The following is a 19,608-nucleotide window of genomic DNA, read 5'->3' as shown; positions in this document are numbered from 1 at the left end:
ATCTGTCTCGTTTTGGCACTGACAAGATCAGATCACAGAACGACCAAATGGTTCCTTAGATTTAAGCAACAACGCCTGTTGATTGTGTCAACCAACAGGCTGTTATTAAATTAACTCCCTAAAAGAAATCTAAATTTAACACTATCGTTTAATCCATTATTATATAATCATAAAGAATGACTACTGCGCTTATCAAAGATAATCTAACAGGCTATTATCTTTATAATAAATTATAGTCACTCAATAATTTATCATTATTATTTGTTTATATGACTATCCTCTGATTATAACATCACTCCTATAAAATAATACATAAGTCTATCACCATATAGCATTACTATTATTCATTTTATTACCAGCCAATATTATCCCCACACTTATATAATCACGAAAATATTTCAATCTTAAGGATAATAAATAATAATTTATTAATTGACAGCGATTTAATTTAATGTTTTTATCTATTATAGATTTAACTCAGTTATTTGTAATGAGTTAAGTTAACTCACGAACGTACAAGGAAAGCTAGGTAACTAGCAGGTACAAATTGTTAATGAACCTAGCATTTATATTTATAGTGCGTTTCATTTATATAATAAGGATATTAGGAGTTTCAAATGTCATTAGGACAAGAATTAGGCAGTATTGATTTTGAAAGTATGATTGGTGGACCATTAAGTTCAGTGATTAAAGCACAATCACAATCTTCAATGACTTCTGTTGATTTTATTAAATCTGTAGGCTTTGATGAAGATAACGTCCCTACTATGGTTGACTTTAGTTATATGAAACCTGTAGAAGTTGAGGAAGATGGAGAAAAAAAAATAACATCAAAGAAATATCAATTATCCGTTCCCATCCTCACTATGTTACCCATTCCCTTTATTCGTGTTGAAGAAACCAATATTAATTTTAATGCCAAGATCAACTCCGTGCAGGAAAGCAGTTCGGCCTCTAATCGTGAGCTTAAATCATCTCTTGAAGCTAAAGTGGGTTGGCGACCTTTTTCTGCGAGTTTAAAAGTCAGTTACTCTTCACAAAAATCAACTCAATCAAGTGCTAAAATTGAGCGAAATTATACCATGCAAGTGAATGTTCGTGCCGTTCAAGATGAATTACCCTCTGGCACAGAGCGTCTACTGGGCATTTTAGAAGACGCGATTGAAGAGACACCTGTTGTCGCTGAATAGTGTTATTGGTCAATATTTGAGTCAATGACAGTCACTCCCGTCAAATAAAGCAATAGTGTGAACAGGGGTGACTGTCATAATAGAAGGAATTAATACATTGAATAATTTAGATGAGTTTATTGGGAGTGTATTATCCAGTCTCTCCCACGCCAGACGAATAGCTGATGAAGAAAGTATCGCCATTGCAGAATATTATAAAGATAATCCATTGCTGGAAAATTTAAGTATTCCACGATTAAGAATTCCAGAAATGACATTGGATATTCCTGTGTTAATAGAAACAATATCATCAAGACAATCCCCCAAATTAAAACCGGCTAAAGATATTGTTAATCATCTAATGATCAAGCTCACCGATGCCTTTAAAGAGGTTGATGATATACCGACATCGTTTTACGCTGAATATGAGAAAAATATCATATCAAAATTAACACCGCTATTAAGATCAAAATCCAATAGATTACTTATGACCAAAGAAAGAGTCATTAGACTACTTGAAACAACATTCACCAGTACATTAAAAACAACCCAAATACCAATAACAAGATCGCAAATAGACAGGTTTAAATTGACTATTTCTGAATTGTCAGCAAATAACATTTTTTCAACTGATCCAAATTCACTGAAGTTGAGTGTCAATACATCAACTTCAAGCGTTAAAGAAACTAGCACACCGGATAGTATTGCCAGAATTAAGTTAACATTGAAAGAAGAAGGATTAGAATGGAATAGCATCGAATCTGCTACCGGAGAAACAAAACGATACTTAGAGATAGAATAATATGAAAGCTTATATTAAAGAGAAGTTACTGGATGAGTTAACACACAGTCAAGCATTAACTCAACAATATAAGAATAGAGATACGAATTTCATAAAAAATACACTAATATGGATTGAAGGTATTGAGAACGAATTTTCTAAATTAAGGCTTGCTTTTGTTGGCGTTATCTCAGCAGAAAAAGCAAAGTTACTGTCTGTGATTAAAGGTGAAAACCTCACTCATACAACACGCAAAATCAAAGAGAAAAATATTGCAGCAGTCAATACCATTGACTTTATTAATAATAAACTTTACGAAGAAATCAATGCCATTGATAAAAACTTTGAAGTATGGAAAGATAAAATTGCACAATTATCCGCAATTAGCTCAAAAAACAATCCCATTGCGATCCCCATTGATGGCGAACTCAGCCAAGACTTTTTAAAAACCACATGGAAAAATTTTGGTCAAGCCTCTGAAGGTTTTCACATGCATCAATATTTATCCTCTATTTTGCAACAAGCGGATTTATTTTACCTTCTTAATATCGTAATCAATAATTTAATTAATAACTCACAAAAAATAGGATCTGTTCATCAATGAGATCGTAAAAATTAATCAATGACCCCCTAATAATTAAAGACTAAAGCCATCCAGTCCTTTTACCTTTAGGGGCCCTAAAGCCGTCCCGTATCTTTATCGCAAACTGGACACTTTTAACGATAGCTAAATCAATACCCCAAAGAATGATTAACTCCTGCCTATCAGAATACCCGTGATCTTTGAAGATGTAGGATTCAGTTGAAATGCAAAATCATTTTTTAAATAGAGCACCTTGAATTAAGGCCTTTTACACACGCAAAAAACTGGTATCTTGAAATCCACAAGTATCACTAAACAAGCCTTATGGCTTGCAATCTTAGGTGGCAATTGACTACACTAGGCGCAGAATATGATTTAACAAAAGCTGTCTGTTAGTCATGCCAGATCTCACATTACTTGCGCTTTTTATACCGACTTTTTTTTTCGTGTCCATTACACCAGGAATGTGCATGACACTTGCCATGACCTTAGGCATGAGTATCGGCCTGCGTCGCACATTCTGGATGATGTTAGGCGAACTGGTAGGCATTGCATTAGTCGCAATCGCAGCAGTGTTAGGCGCAGCCAGTGTCATGTTAAATTACCCTCACCTCTTTGTCGCCTTAAAATGGCTTGGAGGCCTTTACCTTATGTATATCGGTATTAATATGTGGCGAGCCAAAGGTAAAACAGCCTTAATGACCCATAATCAGCAGACTCATGTGAGCAACAAGAGCCTAGTGTCACAGGGTTTCATCACTGCAATCGCTAACCCTAAGAGCTGGGCATTTATGATCTCTTTACTCCCCCCTTTTATTCATAACACGAGTCCAATCACTCCACAACTCTTTGCTTTAGTTGGGATCATTATGATCACAGAGTTTATCAGTATGACGGCCTATGCATCCGGAGGAAAAAGCCTAAAGCTATTTTTAAGTCGCGGGAATAACATAAAATGGATGAACCGTATCGCAGGTTCACTCATGATTGCCGTCGGTATTTGGTTAGCATTGGATTAGCCCCTTCACGAAGTGTTCGAAAAGCGCTCACCCCAACATAATTAACCACCAAAGAGTCTTTAACGACAAATTAAAAACTTTACTTATCATATTTATATCCATTTACATACAAACTGGACACCTTTGTTCACTATTCACAGTTAAAAACCAACAATATCACCTTGAGTGAGGTTAACGCTTGCATTTCAATAGCATAAACGTCACATTACGAAATCATAAAAACCATAAACAACAAGGAGCCCTAATGCGATCGCTCAAGACCGCCTTTTTTATTTTTTTCATGATGTTACCTTTCCTAAGTTCTGCGAACATCGCCTCTCCACCCAATGTCTCAGCCCCTCTGTATACTCACCTTGCGACCGCACAACCTATATGGGCAAAACAGGGTATGGTGTCGAGTCAAGAAGCCTTAGCAACACGTGCAGGCGTTGAAATTTTAAAACAAGGTGGCAATGCCATCGATGCCGCTGTTGCCGTCGCTTTTAGCCTTGCCGTCACCCTGCCCAGAGCTGGAAACTTAGGGGGAGGCGGATTCATGTTGGTCCATTTAGCCAAAGAGAATAAAAATATTGCTATCGACTATCGTGAAATGGCCCCCTTTGAAACTCATAAAGATATTTTTCTTGATGAAAATGGCGATCCCGACCCTAAGCTTAGTCGTGAACATGGCCTATCCGTTGGTGTGCCAGGCACAGTCAAGGGCATGGTATTGGCCTTAAAAGAATACGGTACAATGAGTCTGCAACAAGTGACTCAACCCGCCATTGAAATGGCCCTTAATGGGATCATCATGACACCTGATTTAGCCAATTCGCTAAACAGCGCTAAACAACGCCTAAGTCAATGGCCCAGTACTCAAGCCATTTTTTACAAAAAAGATGGCACAAACTACGCCATTGGCGAACGCTTTAAACAACCTGAGCTAGCTCACACTCTTGAGTTAATCGCTCAAAAAGGCAGTAAAGGATTTTATGAAGGCGAAACGGCAAATAAAATCGTCGATGCCGTCACACAAGCAGGCGGCGTCATGACCTTAGCCGACTTAAAAGAATACCAGGCCGTAAAGCGCACACCCGTTGAAGGCAGTTATCGAGGCTATCAAGTCATCTCAATGCCCCCGCCTTCTTCTGGAGGGGTCCATATTATTCAAATGCTCAACATTCTAGAACAGTTCCCCATGGACAAACTCGGGCTCAATACCGCCAGCAGTATTCACTTAATGAGTGAAGTCATGAAACGCGCCTATGCAGATCGCAGTGAATATCTAGGGGATCCTGATTTTTATAATGTTCCTGTTGACACTTTAACCAGTAAAGCCTACGCCAAAAAACTCGCATCTGACATTAGCCTTGAAAAAGTGACACCCAGTACTGACATTAAGCCCGGTGATCTTGCCCCTTATGAGAGTAACCAAACCACTCATTATTCTGTGGTTGATAAATGGGGCAATGCAGTATCCAATACTTATACATTAAACTTCAGCTATGGCTCAGGACTCGTTGCGAAAGGGACTGGTGTGATACTCAATAATGAAATGGATGACTTTTCTGCAAAAGCAGGAACACCCAACGGCTATGGCCTCATTGGTGGCCATGCCAATGCGGTAGAGCCTAAAAAACGTCCTTTAAGTTCAATGAGTCCCACTATCGTTATGCAAGATGGCGAACCCTATATCGTCACAGGTAGTCCAGGTGGATCTCGTATTATCACCACGACACTACAAATTATTTTAAATGTTATTGATCATAACCTTAATATTGCTGAAGCGACCATTGCACCGCGTATTCACCATCAATGGTTACCGGATGAAATTCGCATTGAGCAAGGTATCAATAAAGACACCATTAAGCTCCTTGAAAATAAAGGCCATGAAGTCACGCTTAAAAATGCCATGGGCTCTACACAATCTATCATTATGACCGAGAATGGCTTCACTGGCTTTTCAGATTTACGTCGCTCTGGCAGTGAAACATTGGGGTATTGAATTTAACCATTCATGATCTGTCAAATGCCATTCCAATGAATGGCATTTTTTTATTCCACATCTCTTCTTAGTATTAAACCATTACATATATTCACCATCAATTTCTTCATCAATAGCGACGCGATGACATTCCTACTGAGCAAGCGGATGAAATTCGCATTGAGCAAGGTATCAATAAAGACACCATTAAGCTCCTTGAAAATAAAGGACATGAAGTCACGCTTAAAAATGCCATGGGCTCTACACAATCTATCATTATGACCGAGAATGGCTTCACTGGCTTTTCAGACTTACGTCGCTCTGGCAGTGAAACTTTAGGGTATTATACCAATTCCATTATATAAGTGATCTTTCAGCGGGAATTCAACATGCTGTAGGCAAGGCAGATGATTGAAGCTAATAGTTATTCTATATCGAAAGCAGCTAACGTAGCATAAAGTATGTTGAAACCCGCACAAAGTGAGCTTCTCAGACATTCCACTTCTGCGTTGCATTCATTTGAAAGGGAGCACCATTACAGCATAAATGCGCCTTGAATTGAAAAGCCTGAGAAGCTCTGAATTGATCATCTATATAATGGAATTGGTATTAGATTTAACCATTCATGATCTGTCAAATGCCATTCAATGAATGGCATTTTTTCATTCCACATCTCTTCTGAGTATTAAACCATTACATATATTCACCATCAACTTCTTCATCAACCTTTATCAACATCGACGCGATGACATCACGCCATCACCTCATTGACTTCGATTTTCACATAAAATCAATAAAAATTGTGTAAAAAAAAATCGCTTACAACAATAGTTACAAATTAAACACAAGTTTAATGGATTTGAATCATTAATACGTGGTATTTAAAAGGGGTAAAACTAATCACACAAATACGATACAAAGTAAGAACAAATTTATCTTCGGGGAGATAACAATGAAGGGATTAACCCTAAAACCACTCGTATCCGCTATTGCATTGACACTCGCACTGAGCGCTTGCAATACTGCAAACATAACATCACAAGAAAATACTGCGCCAAATGTGATTGCAGAAACCATAATGAAAAATAATGCTGATAATCCATTTTTTAAACCCTACGGCACTTATTACAATATTCCTGACTTCGATAAAATCCAAACAGCACACTTTCAACCCGCATTTGAAGCTGGCATCGCGCAACATCAAGCAGAAATCAAAGCTATTACCGATAATCCAGAGCCTGCAACTTTTTCCAATACCATTGAAGCACTTGAGTTCTCAGGCGATTTAACCATAAAAGTCGCTAATGTATTCTTTAATTTGACCAGTGCCGACACCAATGAAGAGCTACAAGCAGTGTCAAAAGTGGTTACCCCTATGCTATCAGCCTCTGAAGATGATATTTATCTTAATGACAAATTATTTCAGAGAGTTAAAGCGGTATACTTACAAAAAAATGATCTGAATTTATCCACCGAGCAAGCTAAACTGTTAGAAGATACCTATCAAGCCTTCGCACGAGGCGGCGCTAATCTCAATGAAGCTGATAAAGACACATTACGCAGTTTAAACGAACAGATCAGCAAACTGAGTTTATCTTTTGGGGATAATTTATTAGCCGAAACCAATGCATTTGAATTGGTTATCGATAATCAAGCACAACTTGCTGGCTTACCTCAAGATGTCATCGATACTGCCGCTCAAACCGCAATAAAAAGAGGCCATCCCGGCAAGTGGGTATTTACCACTCAACGTCCTTCTATTACGCCTTTTTTAACTTATGCCGATAATAGAGGCTTAAGAGAGAAAATTTACAATGGCTACATTAATCGTGCTAATAATGATAATGCCAATGATAATAAAAAAATCATCGCCAAAATTGCAGCCTTAAGAGCACAGCGAGCTCAACTCATGGGCTACCCAACACATGCTCATTTAGTCCTTCAAGAACGTACCGCTAAAACTCCTGAAAATGTGTATGGGTTATTAGACAAAGTATGGCCAGCCGCACTGGCTCAGGCTGAAGCTGAAGTAGCAGAAATGCAGAAACTCATTGATGAAAAAGGCGAAAAATTTCAATTACAAGCTTGGGACTGGTGGTACTATTCCGACAAAATTCGTGTGGCTAAATACAGCTTTAATGAGCAACAAACTCGCCCCTACTTTTCCCTTGAAAACACCCTAAAAGGGGTTTTTTATACGGCTAACCGCTTATATGGCATCACAGTTAAAGAGCGTACTGATCTGCCCAAATATCATGAAGAAGTACGAACTTGGGAAGTTTTTGACGAAAAGGGAGAAAGCATAGCCATCTTCATGGGCGATTATTATGTGCGAGACAGTAAACGGGGTGGCGCTTGGATGAATGCTTATCGCCAGCAATACAAGATGAATGGCGTCAACTCTAAGCCCATTATTTCCAATGTACTCAACTACCCTCGTCCCGCAGGAGATGAACCTGCATTATTAACTTTTGATGAAGCCAGCACCCTATTCCACGAATTTGGACATGCACTACACGGTATTTTATCTCAAGTGCAATATCGCTCACAGGCAGGGACATCTGTTCCACGTGATTATGTGGAATTTCCATCACAAGTCATGGAAAACTGGATGACTGAGCCTGAAGTATTGGCCCAATTCGCTACTCATTATCAAACTGGCGAAGTGATCCCTCAATCTCTGGTGAATAAAATACAAGCAGCCAGCAAATTTAATCAAGGCTTCGCCACGGTAGAATATATGGCTGCAACAAAACTGGATTTAGACTGGCATACTATCACAGACTTTACTCCAAAAGATGCCGCCAAGTTTGAAGCAGATTCACTGAATAACATGGGATTAATTGATGAGATTTCGCCACGTTATCACAGTACTTACTTCTCGCACATTTTTGCAGGAGGTTATTCAGCGGGTTACTATAGCTACTTATGGTCAGATATTCTGGGCGCCGATGCCTATGAAGCCTTTAAAGAAAATGGTATTTTCGACCAAGCCACATCAAAGGCTTTTAAAAATACTGTTCTCTCGCAAGGAGGAAGCCAAGATCCTATGTTGCTTTACAAACAATTTAGAGGTAAAGAAGCGGGAATCGAACCCCTATTGCGCAGCCGTGGTTTATTACAAGAATAATTTTATCTCCTAGCCAACTATCTTTATGTCAAAAAGCACAGTTCTTAGCAACTGTGCTTTTTTCTCCTTTTCCTAAGCAATATACCCGTGATACTTGAAGATGCCTGTTTTCAGAGCCTGTAAAAGTGCCTAATTCAAGGCGTATTATTGCAAGAATGCTTATTGCCTTTTAAGATGATACAACGCAGAAGTAGGTGCTTTTACAGACTCCCAAGGGGCTGGTTTAAAAGCCTTTTATACTGCGTTATTGAACATCAACTTAGAATAACTAAGCACGCTGTTCAAAGCCTTGCCTAAAAGGCTTTTAATTCCAGCTGAATCCTGCATCTTCAAGTATCACGGGTATAGAAAAAAAACCTGTCATCCACTATCCTATAAATGTACTGAGCAGCGACTTTTAACACATCAAGCTCACATTCTTGACTCTCCTGCGTTTTATGGGGTTGTCACAGATAGTTTGTGAGTGGTTTATTAAGGCTTAATCAATTCAAAGGAATGAAACACTTAGAATATGAATCAACATCATATTGGGCTTATTATCATTATCCTTTGTTCACTCTTTGCCTGTAGTTCTGATGATCTTATTCAAGAGCAAATAGACGAACAAGCGGCCATAGTCAAAAGCCAACAAACACATGTTAAACTACGCTTGCTTGAAACCAGTGATCTTCAAGCCAATATGAAAGATTTTAACTATTATACTGGCCAAGACGATCCTAGATTTGGCCTTGCTCGAACTGCCAGTTTAATTAACAAAGCACGACAAGAGAACCCCAATAGTATTCTCATTAATAATGGCAATTTATTACAAGGCAGTCCTTTAGGCGACTATGCCAATACATTAGGCCCAAAACAAAAACAGCCTCACCCTGTTTTTTTAGCGATGAACTTACTGAATTACACAGTGGGAAATATAGGCCATCAAGATTTGATACAAGGCATGCCATTTTTAGAATGGGCCATAAACAGTGCTAACTTCCCTTTCATTAACGCCAATATTTATTGTAATGTCAGCCAATGCGACAATGGACGCCTGCAAGGTGAGAACCTCTTTACTCCCTATATCATTCAGCCAACGACCTTAAAGGATAATCAAGGCAATGAGCATAGTATCAATATTGGCTATATTGGTTTTGTCGATCCTAAGGTTCGCACATGGGCTGTCGATCACCTAATTGATAAAATCACTATCAAAAACATCGCGGATACCGCCGAAAAATTTGTCCCTGAAATGCTGAATAAAGGCGCCGATTTGATTATCGCGATTCCCCATTCAGGTATTGCTTTCAAACACGGTCAACTGGTCTTTAATGCCGATAACGCCCCCGTTCACTTAGCCGATATAGACGGTATCGATGCCATATTATTTGGTCATAGTCACCACCCCTTCCCCTCTAAGCAATATGCTAATTTATGGAATAGCAACATTGAAAAAGGTACTATAAATGGTATTGCGGTTGTCGCACCGAGTTTCTGGGGAAATCATTTAGGTATTATTGATTTAACCTTAAACCGTATTGAGGGAAAATGGTCTGTTATTGATTCACACTCACAAACACAACCCATATTTAACCAACGCCCTTTGGTCCTCCCCGATAAAAAAATAGAAGATGCTTTGGAAAAAGTACATAAAGCCATTTTATATCATTCTGATCACAACCTCGGGATAACAGACAAGCCTTTATACAGTGCACTCACCTTAATTCAAGACTCTGCGGTCATTCAGCTCTTATCTGATCTGCAATTACACGCAACAAAATCAATAATACAAGCAGAGCCCGCTTTTAAAGATATTCCGATATTATCGGCCGTATCTCCCGCCAGAGTCGGCGGAAATCACACACCAGAAGAAGCGGATCGATTCGTTGATATTAATATTGGTGAGATCAGCTACCAAGATATTATCGCACTGTACCCATATTCCAGTACCCTCGCAGCCGTTAAAGTCACAGGAAGGCTCATTAAAGAGTGGTTAGAATGCAGTGCCAACCAATTTAATCAAATCTCCCTTCACGATAAATCCCCTCAAAACCTGATTAATTGGAGTCATCCCAGTGAACAATTTGATATTATCAAAAACATTCAATATCAAATTGATGTCACTAAACCCAGTGGTTATAACGAACACTGTATACCAATCAATTCAACCAAACCTAATAGGATCAGTGCGCTTAGTTATACCAAGGAAAACGGCAACACCTTATTCGAAGACGATTTTTACAACAGTGAGTTCATTGTGATCACCAATAACCACCGCGCCTTTTCAGGCCAATTTCCCGGCACTGGCCCCAAATATATCATAGTGAGCTTCCCCGATGATATTCAAGCCCTACTTGCCAGCTACATTATCGAGCAAACCCAAGACAAGGGAAAGATCAGTGTCAGTCCCACTCATAATTGGCATTTATTACCCATTAAAACGAAAACCCAATTAGATATTCGATTTCAAACACAAAATACATCTGCCGCTCAAGACTTTATTAAGAATCATCAAACAGTCAAAATGATACAAAAACAGGTCGATAAGCAAGGCTATGCCAATTATCAATTATTATTAAATCAGGCGGATCAGTAAAAAACAATGTGATAAGCCTACTGAGTAAACAACGAGCTTTAAAAAATAGTGAATTGAATAATACCAGTTCTATTATATAAGTGATCTTTCAGCGGGAGTTCAACATGCTGTAGGCAAGGCAGATGATTGAAGCTAATAGTCATTCTATATCGAAAGCAGCTAACGTAGCATGAAGCATGTTGAAACCCGCACAAAGTGAGCTTCTCAGGCATTCCACTTCAGCGTTGCATTCATTTGAAAGGGAATCACCATTACAGCATAAATGCGCCTTGAATTGAAAAGCCTGAGAAGCTCTGAATTGATCATCTATATAATAGAATTGGTATAAGTACAAGCCAACTTCATCAATGACATAGGAAAAGCACTATGCGTACAGTATTTATCATATTATCCAGCTTTATTTACCTATTCTTTATCAATCATCATTTCGCATTAGCCGAAACAAAAGAAACGCATCCTTCCACAGCTGAAAATCACCATGAGTCAAATATTAAAGTCATCAATCAAAGTGATTACGCTGATTTATTAATTAAAACCGATAAGAGTTGGGATGGTGCCCTATTACCCGATTATTCTACAAAAGAGCCTCAAATCACCGTAATAAGACTCACTATTCCACCGAAATCTCAGCTTCCCATCCATCAACATCCCTCCATCACAGTTGCCTATTTACTTAAAGGAGAGTTTACCGCTATCCTTGAAGATAACAGCAAGAAAATTGAACTCAAAGCGGGTAAGGTAGAGGTAGAAGTGGTTAACACTTGGCATTACGGCATCAATTACAGTGATGACCCCGCAGAATTACTGATCGTCTATATCGGCTCTAAAAACGTTCCACTAACAATAAATAAATACAATGACATACAGTGATCAAACAAAAACGTACACTCAAAACATTGAGCAAACAGTTAAATTAATTATCAATAAATCAAGTGAGTATTATGGGTAAACAATTTAAGCAATTACATAAGCAGCATATGAATTTTATTAAACAACAGAAAATATTCTTTGTTGGAACCGCAGCGACTTTCGGCCGTGTCAATCTGTCCCCCAAAGGCGGCGATAGTTTCCGTATCATTAATGAAAATCGAGTCATATGGCAAAGCTATACAGGCAGCGGTAATGAAACCGCTGCCCATTTACATCAAGATCCACGTATGACCATCATGTTTTGTGCCTTTGAGGGTAATCCCATTATTCTAAGGCTTTATGGTAAAGCCACAGCAATACATCAAACTCATGAACAATGGCAAGATTACGCGACTTTATTCCCAAGTAATACAGGTACGAGACAATTCTATCTCCTTGATGTAGACATGGTGCAAACATCTTGCGGTATGTCAGTCCCTTTCTTTGACTATAAAGAAGACCGTGAACAGTTAACTCAATGGGCCGATGCCAAAGGAGAAGCTGGGATCCACCAATATTGGAAAGATCGCAATCAACACAGTATCGATAATATGGAAACTCATATTGTCAAACTTGCAGGACTTGAAAATCATCCCAACAAATAAATAAATCGACTATGCTCAGGTATTGAATAGCTGATGTAAGCTGGCATATTTTACACATTGTTTATGTTTAAAGGAAAAAATCATGAATATTTCAATACCGCCCTTTTTGTTAGTATTCTATTTCTTCTTCAATAGCTACGTCTATGCACATACGCCAGATATCAAGCAAAAAGGCATTAGCGTTAATCTCATCACACAATCAGATGCTAGCTGGGACGGTACACCTCTACCTCATTACCCGGCAGGTCAACCCGAAATTACAATTTTAAAAATTACGGTTCAACCCGGTGTGTCTTTACCTATGCATGAGCATCCTTATATTAATGCAGGTATATTAACAAAAGGGCAATTAACCCTTGGCAGACAAGATAATGATAAAAAGTATCATCTTAAAGCGGGCGATGGCTTTACCGAACTTGTTAATATTTGGCATTATGGTGAAAATGAAGGCAGCACACCAGCTGAAGTGGTAATGTTTTACGCTGGAGTCAAAGGTAAACCTGTCACAGTAGTAGAAAAAAATCAAAAATAACGTCTTAATAACCACTTTCATCTCTCATCATCCATTATTAAAGCTGGCTCTGATGAGAGATCAAATCAATCTCACATCCTTATACTCATCTCAGTAAAAGGCAGTTTTACAGGCGTGTGTAAATTGATACTTGAACGCTTGTTCTGGAAACTCATAACTTGATAGGAAGCTAACTGATTTCAGTGATAAAAAGCGATAGCAAATATCATTGCACCACTGAACAATATTCATCTTTTTTCAACGCCATAACTGACTCCTATCGCATTATTAGACGTTATTTATTCTTTAACTAATACAATCATTTCTTTTTGAGGTTTGCAAAAGGTTTCATCAATAAACAACCAAGCAACAATCAATGCAATAAGATTCAGTATTGGCATGATCATAAAACCTGTCGTAAAGTCACTCACACTAAATTGCCCAAACTCATTGCCCACATTGCGATTGATAAAATAACCAGTGATAGGCGGGATCATCGCACTAAACAACATAATGGCGCCATTATTCAATCCCAAAGCACTGGCTCGACTATCAGGGCTAACGTGCTCAGCAATGGTTGCAAAACCTAAACTTTGTCCAGCAGCCGCAACACCTAGGCTGAAAAATAACAAACCATAAACCCAATTGTGTTCAGTGGGTATGAAAATAATTCCTAAAGTGGAAAATAGTGCCAATAAAGCACATAAAATCAATATAGGTTTACGCCGTTTAGCAATATCGGATAACCCACCCAATATAGGACAAGCTGCAGCATACCCCAGCCAAGACAAGGAAATAATATTCCCCGCACTCGACTGGCTCAAGCCTCGTACTTGAAGATATTCTGTTCCCCAAATCGCCCCAAGCAATGCCATTGACGCATAAACCGTTGCCGAATAGGCGGCTACAGACCATGCTTGTTTATTCTTAAGCAGCTGTGATAAGCGTAGACTCAATTCTGGGGACGGTTTAAGTACAACATACTTATCTTCTGGATCACGGCCTTTGTTTTTAACAAACAGTAACATCAATATGGCAAGGAACACCCCCGCTATTCCGACAATTTCAAGCGTACTACGCCAACTTAAATTCGCTTCACTCATAAAAGCAATTAAAGGACCTGCCGCTAACAAAGGTCCCATGGTGCCAATAAATTGTGATAACCCAACAAAAAAACCAAAAAAACGTCTAGGAAACCAAGCCGCAGCAACCACAAGTAAACAGACAAAAGCAAAAGAAGAGCCAAAACCCATTAATGCTCGACTCACAAAGGCACTCATAAAGCCCGCTGAATAAGCAAATAAAAAAGTCGCAGCAGCACACACTAAACAGGCAAAAACCAATATCACTTTGACACCAAACTTATCCGTCAGCAATCCAACAGGCACTTGCATTAGGCCTTGTGTCAAATAATAAGCCGAACCAATAAGCGCAAACCGCTCCGCACTCAATCCCAAGTCAGGAATGATTTGATGCGCTAAACTGCCAACAAATGTACGTAAAAAGAATTCATAAAGAAAAAATAAAGCGGTGAGAGACCAAATAAACAATCCTAAACTTGAGATCGGCGATCGAGGTAAAGTCACACTCATAGGTTACTCATTATCAGGCGTATCAAAATGTGCAGAACTTTTCTCTTGCCAATCTTCAAGGTGATAGGCTGCATGTTGCATTTTAGAAAAAATGGCCAATTTATAGAGCTCTTCTCCTTCATAAACTAAAGGTAAATTATTTTTCCCTATAATCACACCTTCTTCAGGACTCATCACATTCACACTTTCAGCAGCGCCAAAGGGATCGTTTATCACACATAATCTTTCTCCCTTTTTAATATGCTGACCTAAACTCAAGCGCGAATAGCTCATGCCACTCACTGGCGCACGCACCCAAATATTTTTTTGCGTAAAGAAACTTTTTAAGGGTGATTTTTTACTGAATCGTTTATCGGGTAACATTTCAAGGTGGCGCATTAAATTAATAATCCCTCTCAGTCCTGTCGTGATGGAGTGAGAGTCAAAACGCATGGCTTCACCCGCTTCATAACGTAAAAAAGGGATGCCTTTTTCCTGAGCAAGCTGACCTAAACTTCCTGCTTTTGGGCTAGAATGGGAAATAACAGGTGCATTAAAGGCAACAGCAGAATCTCTTGATGCTTGTTTATGCAAATCAATATAAAGTTGAGGTAAGTTAGCATAATTGATAAAGCCGGTTTGTAAATCAAGACAAAAATCCGCTTTACCAAACACTTCCTCAGTGAAGATATGTGCTAGGCGAGCTCCATGATTACCGCTTTCTAAACCGGGAAAACAAGTATCTAAATCCTCCCCTCCCGGTAAATAACGAGAACGATTAATCAAACCATAAACATTCAATACAGGCACGGCGATTAAGGTGCCTTTAAGCTTTTTTAGCCCTCTTAATGCCATTAAGCGATTAATAATTTCACTCCCATTAAGTTCATCGCCGTGTATTGCAGCCGTTATTAATAAACAAGGACCTGCTTTTTTACCATGGATCACTTTAATCGGCATATAAAGAGGCGCGCAACTAAATACCTCAGGTAAAGGTAAAGCTAACGACAATGTTTCGCCTGGGTGTATTATTTCTTTGCAAAATTCAATCGGCGAATTTTTACTCAGATCTTTTTTCAGCACACCTTGTCCCCGATTATCAATACCAGTTTAAGTATATTGTAACAAAGGCACTTTTTCTTTTTTTATCGTAAACAATTATCAATGGCTTCACATCAATCATTAATGCGATTTCTATCAAGCAACACACTCAGCTTGACGGCACTGATTTATCTCAATAATACCATGTGATAAACAATCAAAGGAAATCAACCTTTACTTAAAAAGTTAACATTAACGAAACACAAAACGAGATGAGTCATAGAAAGAAAAGATTAATCAGAATATATTGCCACTTTTTAATAATAACAACACAGATACAGACAAATAAGGCATAAAAAGCAGGAGTAAACACTAGATTCAATATTGAAAATAGATAATTTTTATTTAAATATCATAATATTGATTAAAAAATATTAACCATGAATTTTTCCGACTTCAATGTAATATTCTTGTTACTTCTAAAAATATATCGTATCTTAATATAGGTTTAAATCAACAAGTATTAACATGAGATAGGAGCTGTTGATATAAAAATGATAAAGTCACCAACAATATAATTTAACGTATTCAATTATAGTGACATCAATATAAATAAGGTACAGAAAACCTTTTGGAGCCGTAATGAAAATATTAACCCCCCTCTTTCAGCCTTTTACATTAAAGCATTTTTTCAGTGTCGCACTCAGTACACTCGCCTTATTCTCTCTGCCATCAGCTCATGCTGACAATGACAACATCATTGGACACAGTTATAACAGCACAAATTATCAAGTCGAAGAAGCCAGCAAAATGTTTCCCGCCCCAACAAAAGGGATGACACAGCACATTGTTTATTTGCCAAAGAAGCAAGATGAAGGCCAATATAGAATTGAGTTTGAAATAGGGCAAACGAAAGTCATAGATTGTAATAAGCACAGCCTAAAGGGGAAAGTTAATCAACATTCAGTCAAAGGTTGGGGTTATAACTATTATCAAGTCGACTCAATAGCACCGGGCCCCAGTACAATGAAAGCCTGTATGAAATTTGATAAAAAAGAAGCTTTTGTGCGACTGCCCAGCGATTTGATGTTACGTTATAATAGCCGTGTTCCCTTTGTATTTTATTTACCTGAGAATGCACAACTACGTTATCGAGTCTGGAAAGCACAAAGCCCTTTTCAGATGATAAAATAATATTAATAGCAATAAACAAATAAAAAAGGAAGCTATGCTTCCTTTTTTCATCCGTCATGGAAATACGATTACAAACCGGCTAACGCTTCTTTACACAGCATAGTGATCTTATTCCAATCTCCAGCTGCCATGGCATCTGTAGGCGCTATCCAGCTTCCACCAATACAATCCACATTTGGCAAAGCCAAATATTTCTTGTAAGAATCAGGTGATATTCCCCCTGTTGGACAAAAACGAATATTCGCCAAAGGACCTGAAAATGCTTTCAATGCATTAACGCCCCCAGATGCTTCTGCTGGAAAAAATTTAAAATGAGTATAACCCAATTCCATTCCAGCCATCACTTCAGAAATACTGGCCACACCAGGGATCAATGGCACAGTCCCAGACATCGCCGCTTTTAATAACTCTGGTGTGGCACCAGGCGTTATTACAAACTGAGCCCCAGCCTCAACAGCTTGATGAAGCTGCTCTTCATTAAGTACCGTTCCCGCACCAACATAAGCCTCAGGGACTTCTTTGGCTATTTTTGCTATTGCTTCAAGTGCACAAGCCGTTCTTAAGGTCACTTCAAGAACCTTAATCCCGCCTGCCACGAGTGCTTTTGCTAAAGGAACCGCATCTTCAATCTTATTGATCACCATCACAGGAACAATAGGACTGCATTTAAAAATATCTTGTGACTGAATAGACCAATTATTCTCAAGCATGGAGTTATTCTTCCTAATTTTAATATTTTTCATCAATGGCTTGGGTACAACGCGCACCCGTCTCTGGGCTACTTAAATTTGACCGTAGCGCACCAAATAATTCACGCCCCATACCGTAACTTGAAGGTTGTAAATTCACTTCTTCAGCCACTCGAGCATTTAATACTGTCTCATCAACTAATAAACTCAGTTCACCGGTTAATGCATTTAAACGGATCATATCCCCTTGTTGCACTTTCGCGATTAAACCACCATCTAACGCTTCTGGTGTCAAATGAATAGCCGCAGGCACTTTACCCGATGCACCGGACATACGACCATCGGTTAGAAGTGCAACCTTAAACCCTTTATCTTGCAAACTGCCTAAAATAGGGGTCAATTTATGCAGCTCTGGCATACCAATGGCTTTAGGGCCTTGCCCCTTCACCACGACCACACAATCTTTGTTCAGCTCGCCCGCTTTAAATAAAGCGTCTAACTTATTTTGATCATCAATCACCACAGCTGGCGCTTCAACGATCCTGTTTTCTTCTTGTACCGCCGAGACCTTTATTACCGCGCGTCCTAGGTTACCTTTCATGAGTTTTAAGCCGCCATTGGCTTGAAAAGGTTCGCTAACAGATGTTAATACGGCTTTATCATAACTGTCTTTAGGACCTTCAACCCAACGTAACTCGCCATCAATTAATTTAGGCTCTTGGGTATAACGCTTAAGACCCGGCCCCGCGACAGTTTGCACATCTTCATGCAGTAACCCCGCATCAAGTAACTCTTTAATCAGCAGTGCCATTCCACCTGCAGCATGGAAATGGTTAATATCCGCATGCCCATTAGGATAAACACGAGCCAATAAAGGAACCGCATCAGACAGCTCTGAAAAATCATCCCAATTAATAATAATGCCAGCAGCACGGGCAATAGCAACAATATGCATAGTCAAGTTAGTCGAACCGCCTGTCGCTAACAGCGCGACAATGCCATTTACAATGGATTTTTCTGAGACAACTTGACCGATAGGCGTATATTGAGAACCCATTTCATTTAAACGACACACTTGTTTCGCAGCCGTTTTACTCAAGGCTTCTCTCAATGGATCATCTGGGTTCACAAAAGAGGAGCCCGGCAGCTGTAACCCCATCACTTCTAACATCAACTGGTTACTGTTGGCAGTACCATAAAAAGTACAAGTACCTGCACTATGATAAGACGCAGATTCAGCCTCTAGCAACGCGGCTCGGTCCACTTTACCTTGAGCAAACTGCTGTCTTATACGTGCTTTTTCTTTATTGGGGATCCCTGACTTCATCGGGCCTGCAGGCACAAATAGCATAGGCAAATGCCCAAAACTGAGTGCTCCTATCAATAACCCCGGAACAATTTTGTCACAGATCCCTAATAATAACGCCCCATCAAACATATTATGTGAAAGCCCCACAGCCGTGGCCATAGCAATCACTTCACGGCTCAACAAGCTCAGCTCCATGCCAGGCTGACCTTGAGTCACGCCATCACACATTGCTGGCACACCACCTGCAACTTGTGCAACACTCCCCACTTCTTGGCAGGCTTTTTTCAATAATTCTGGGTATACTTCATAAGGCTGATGGGCTGATAACATGTCATTAAAAGCAGTCACAATACCAATATTCGCTTTATTAAGCTGTTTAATGGACGACTTATCATCAGGATTACACGCAGCAAATCCATGGGCTAAATTACCACAGCTTAGCGCGCTACGATGTACACCTTTCGTTTTTGCATCTTCTAATGCAGATAAATACTTGGCTCTGGAGACTTCACTACGCTTAATAATACGCTGAGTCACAGCTTCTATAACGGCTTGCATA

15 protein-coding genes are annotated in these 19,608 nt (G+C 39.1%); 11 read left to right on the top strand and 4 right to left on the bottom strand.

From position 1 onward, the window contains the following. Nucleotides 1–617: 617 nt before the first annotated feature. The 10 genes from Q0791_RS15950 to Q0791_RS15900 all read left to right on the top strand — a co-directional run bounded on the left by Q0791_RS15950 (nucleotide 618) and on the right by Q0791_RS15900 (nucleotide 13,266). A complete protein-coding gene (locus Q0791_RS15950) occupies nucleotides 618–1,190 on the top strand; it encodes a DUF2589 domain-containing protein (RefSeq protein WP_299008443.1) in 573 nt (190 codons plus the stop codon). Between the two features lie 97 nt (nucleotides 1,191–1,287). Further along, a complete protein-coding gene (locus Q0791_RS15945; protein WP_299008441.1) occupies nucleotides 1,288–1,971 on the top strand; it encodes a hypothetical protein in 684 nt (227 codons plus the stop codon). Nucleotide 1,972: 1 nt separating this feature from the next. Then, the gene (locus tag Q0791_RS15940) at nucleotides 1,973–2,554 is read left to right on the top strand and encodes a hypothetical protein (protein WP_299008439.1); all 582 of its coding nucleotides are present in this window, start codon (nucleotides 1,973–1,975) and stop codon (nucleotides 2,552–2,554) included. A gap of 377 nt (nucleotides 2,555–2,931) precedes the next feature. Next, entirely contained in the window at nucleotides 2,932–3,552 is a 621-nt protein-coding gene (locus tag Q0791_RS15935; RefSeq protein ID WP_299008437.1) for a LysE family translocator, read from the top strand. Between the two features lie 244 nt (nucleotides 3,553–3,796). Then, nucleotides 3,797–5,536: a gamma-glutamyltransferase gene (gene ggt / locus Q0791_RS15930; RefSeq protein WP_299008435.1), complete on the top strand. Its 1,740-nt coding sequence runs from the start codon at nucleotides 3,797–3,799 to the stop codon at nucleotides 5,534–5,536. Between the two features lie 931 nt (nucleotides 5,537–6,467). Continuing rightward, nucleotides 6,468–8,645, top strand: a complete 2,178-nt coding sequence (locus tag Q0791_RS15920; protein ID WP_299008432.1) for a M3 family metallopeptidase — start codon at nucleotides 6,468–6,470, stop codon at nucleotides 8,643–8,645. Between the two features lie 511 nt (nucleotides 8,646–9,156). After that, the gene (locus tag Q0791_RS15915) at nucleotides 9,157–11,220 is read left to right on the top strand and encodes a bifunctional 2',3'-cyclic-nucleotide 2'-phosphodiesterase/3'-nucleotidase (RefSeq protein ID WP_299008430.1); all 2,064 of its coding nucleotides are present in this window, start codon (nucleotides 9,157–9,159) and stop codon (nucleotides 11,218–11,220) included. Nucleotides 11,221–11,586: 366 nt separating this feature from the next. Further along, nucleotides 11,587–12,090, top strand: a complete 504-nt coding sequence (locus tag Q0791_RS15910) for a cupin domain-containing protein (protein ID WP_299008427.1) — start codon at nucleotides 11,587–11,589, stop codon at nucleotides 12,088–12,090. A gap of 71 nt (nucleotides 12,091–12,161) precedes the next feature. Next, a complete protein-coding gene (locus tag Q0791_RS15905) occupies nucleotides 12,162–12,734 on the top strand; it encodes a pyridoxamine 5'-phosphate oxidase family protein (RefSeq protein ID WP_299008426.1) in 573 nt (190 codons plus the stop codon). A gap of 82 nt (nucleotides 12,735–12,816) precedes the next feature. After that, complete coding sequence (locus tag Q0791_RS15900) at nucleotides 12,817–13,266, top strand: cupin domain-containing protein (protein WP_299008423.1); 450 nt, start codon at nucleotides 12,817–12,819, stop codon at nucleotides 13,264–13,266. Nucleotides 13,267–13,544: 278 nt separating this feature from the next. Here the strand turns inward: Q0791_RS15900 and Q0791_RS15895 are convergent, their stop codons facing one another. Continuing rightward, nucleotides 13,545–14,837 carry an MFS transporter gene (locus tag Q0791_RS15895; protein WP_299008419.1) on the bottom strand — a complete coding sequence of 431 codons (1,293 nt, stop codon included), beginning with the start codon at nucleotides 14,835–14,837 and terminating at the stop codon, nucleotides 13,545–13,547. Between the two features lie 3 nt (nucleotides 14,838–14,840). Further along, nucleotides 14,841–15,899 carry a succinylglutamate desuccinylase/aspartoacylase family protein gene (locus tag Q0791_RS15890; protein WP_299008416.1) on the bottom strand — a complete coding sequence of 353 codons (1,059 nt, stop codon included), beginning with the start codon at nucleotides 15,897–15,899 and terminating at the stop codon, nucleotides 14,841–14,843. Between the two features lie 600 nt (nucleotides 15,900–16,499). On the opposite strand from Q0791_RS15890, the gene eco reads away from it, so the two are divergent. Then, the gene (eco, locus tag Q0791_RS15885; RefSeq protein WP_299008414.1) at nucleotides 16,500–17,051 is read left to right on the top strand and encodes a serine protease inhibitor ecotin; all 552 of its coding nucleotides are present in this window, start codon (nucleotides 16,500–16,502) and stop codon (nucleotides 17,049–17,051) included. Between the two features lie 68 nt (nucleotides 17,052–17,119). Here the strand turns inward: eco and Q0791_RS15880 are convergent, their stop codons facing one another. Together Q0791_RS15880 and edd are read right to left on the bottom strand one after the other, a co-directional pair. Beyond that, on the bottom strand, nucleotides 17,120–17,761 hold the full coding sequence (locus Q0791_RS15880; RefSeq protein WP_299008411.1) for a bifunctional 4-hydroxy-2-oxoglutarate aldolase/2-dehydro-3-deoxy-phosphogluconate aldolase: 642 nt from the start codon (nucleotides 17,759–17,761) through the stop codon (nucleotides 17,120–17,122). Between the two features lie 19 nt (nucleotides 17,762–17,780). Continuing rightward, nucleotides 17,781–19,607, bottom strand: coding sequence for a phosphogluconate dehydratase (gene edd / locus Q0791_RS15875; protein ID WP_299008409.1), 1,827 nt, complete (start codon nucleotides 19,605–19,607; stop codon nucleotides 17,781–17,783). Nucleotide 19,608 lies beyond the last annotated feature (1 nt).

The organism is uncultured Shewanella sp., from assembly GCF_947495455.1.
Classification (GTDB): domain Bacteria; phylum Pseudomonadota; class Gammaproteobacteria; order Enterobacterales; family Shewanellaceae; genus Shewanella.
Note: the sequence above shows the minus strand (reverse complement) of the source record. Positions and strands in the feature narration are given on the sequence as shown.

Excerpts from the sequence above, each read along its gene's own strand:
- Q0791_RS15950 (WP_299008443.1), top strand. The coding sequence starts at position 618 with ATGTCATTAGGACAAGAATTAGGCAGTATTGATTTTGAAAGTATGATT.
- Q0791_RS15940 (WP_299008439.1), top strand. The coding sequence starts at position 1,973 with ATGAAAGCTTATATTAAAGAGAAGTTACTGGATGAGTTAACACACAGT.
- Q0791_RS15935 (WP_299008437.1), top strand. The coding sequence starts at position 2,932 with ATGCCAGATCTCACATTACTTGCGCTTTTTATACCGACTTTTTTTTTC.
- ggt (WP_299008435.1), top strand. The coding sequence starts at position 3,797 with ATGCGATCGCTCAAGACCGCCTTTTTTATTTTTTTCATGATGTTACCT.
- Q0791_RS15920 (WP_299008432.1), top strand. The coding sequence starts at position 6,468 with ATGAAGGGATTAACCCTAAAACCACTCGTATCCGCTATTGCATTGACA.
- Q0791_RS15915 (WP_299008430.1), top strand. The coding sequence starts at position 9,157 with ATGAATCAACATCATATTGGGCTTATTATCATTATCCTTTGTTCACTC.
- Q0791_RS15910 (WP_299008427.1), top strand. The coding sequence starts at position 11,587 with ATGCGTACAGTATTTATCATATTATCCAGCTTTATTTACCTATTCTTT.
- Q0791_RS15905 (WP_299008426.1), top strand. The coding sequence starts at position 12,162 with ATGGGTAAACAATTTAAGCAATTACATAAGCAGCATATGAATTTTATT.
- Q0791_RS15900 (WP_299008423.1), top strand. The coding sequence starts at position 12,817 with ATGAATATTTCAATACCGCCCTTTTTGTTAGTATTCTATTTCTTCTTC.
- Q0791_RS15895 (WP_299008419.1), bottom strand. The coding sequence starts at position 14,837 with ATGAGTGTGACTTTACCTCGATCGCCGATCTCAAGTTTAGGATTGTTT.
- eco (WP_299008414.1), top strand. The coding sequence starts at position 16,500 with ATGAAAATATTAACCCCCCTCTTTCAGCCTTTTACATTAAAGCATTTT.
- Q0791_RS15880 (WP_299008411.1), bottom strand. The coding sequence starts at position 17,761 with ATGCTTGAGAATAATTGGTCTATTCAGTCACAAGATATTTTTAAATGC.
- edd (WP_299008409.1), bottom strand. The coding sequence starts at position 19,607 with ATGCAAGCCGTTATAGAAGCTGTGACTCAGCGTATTATTAAGCGTAGT.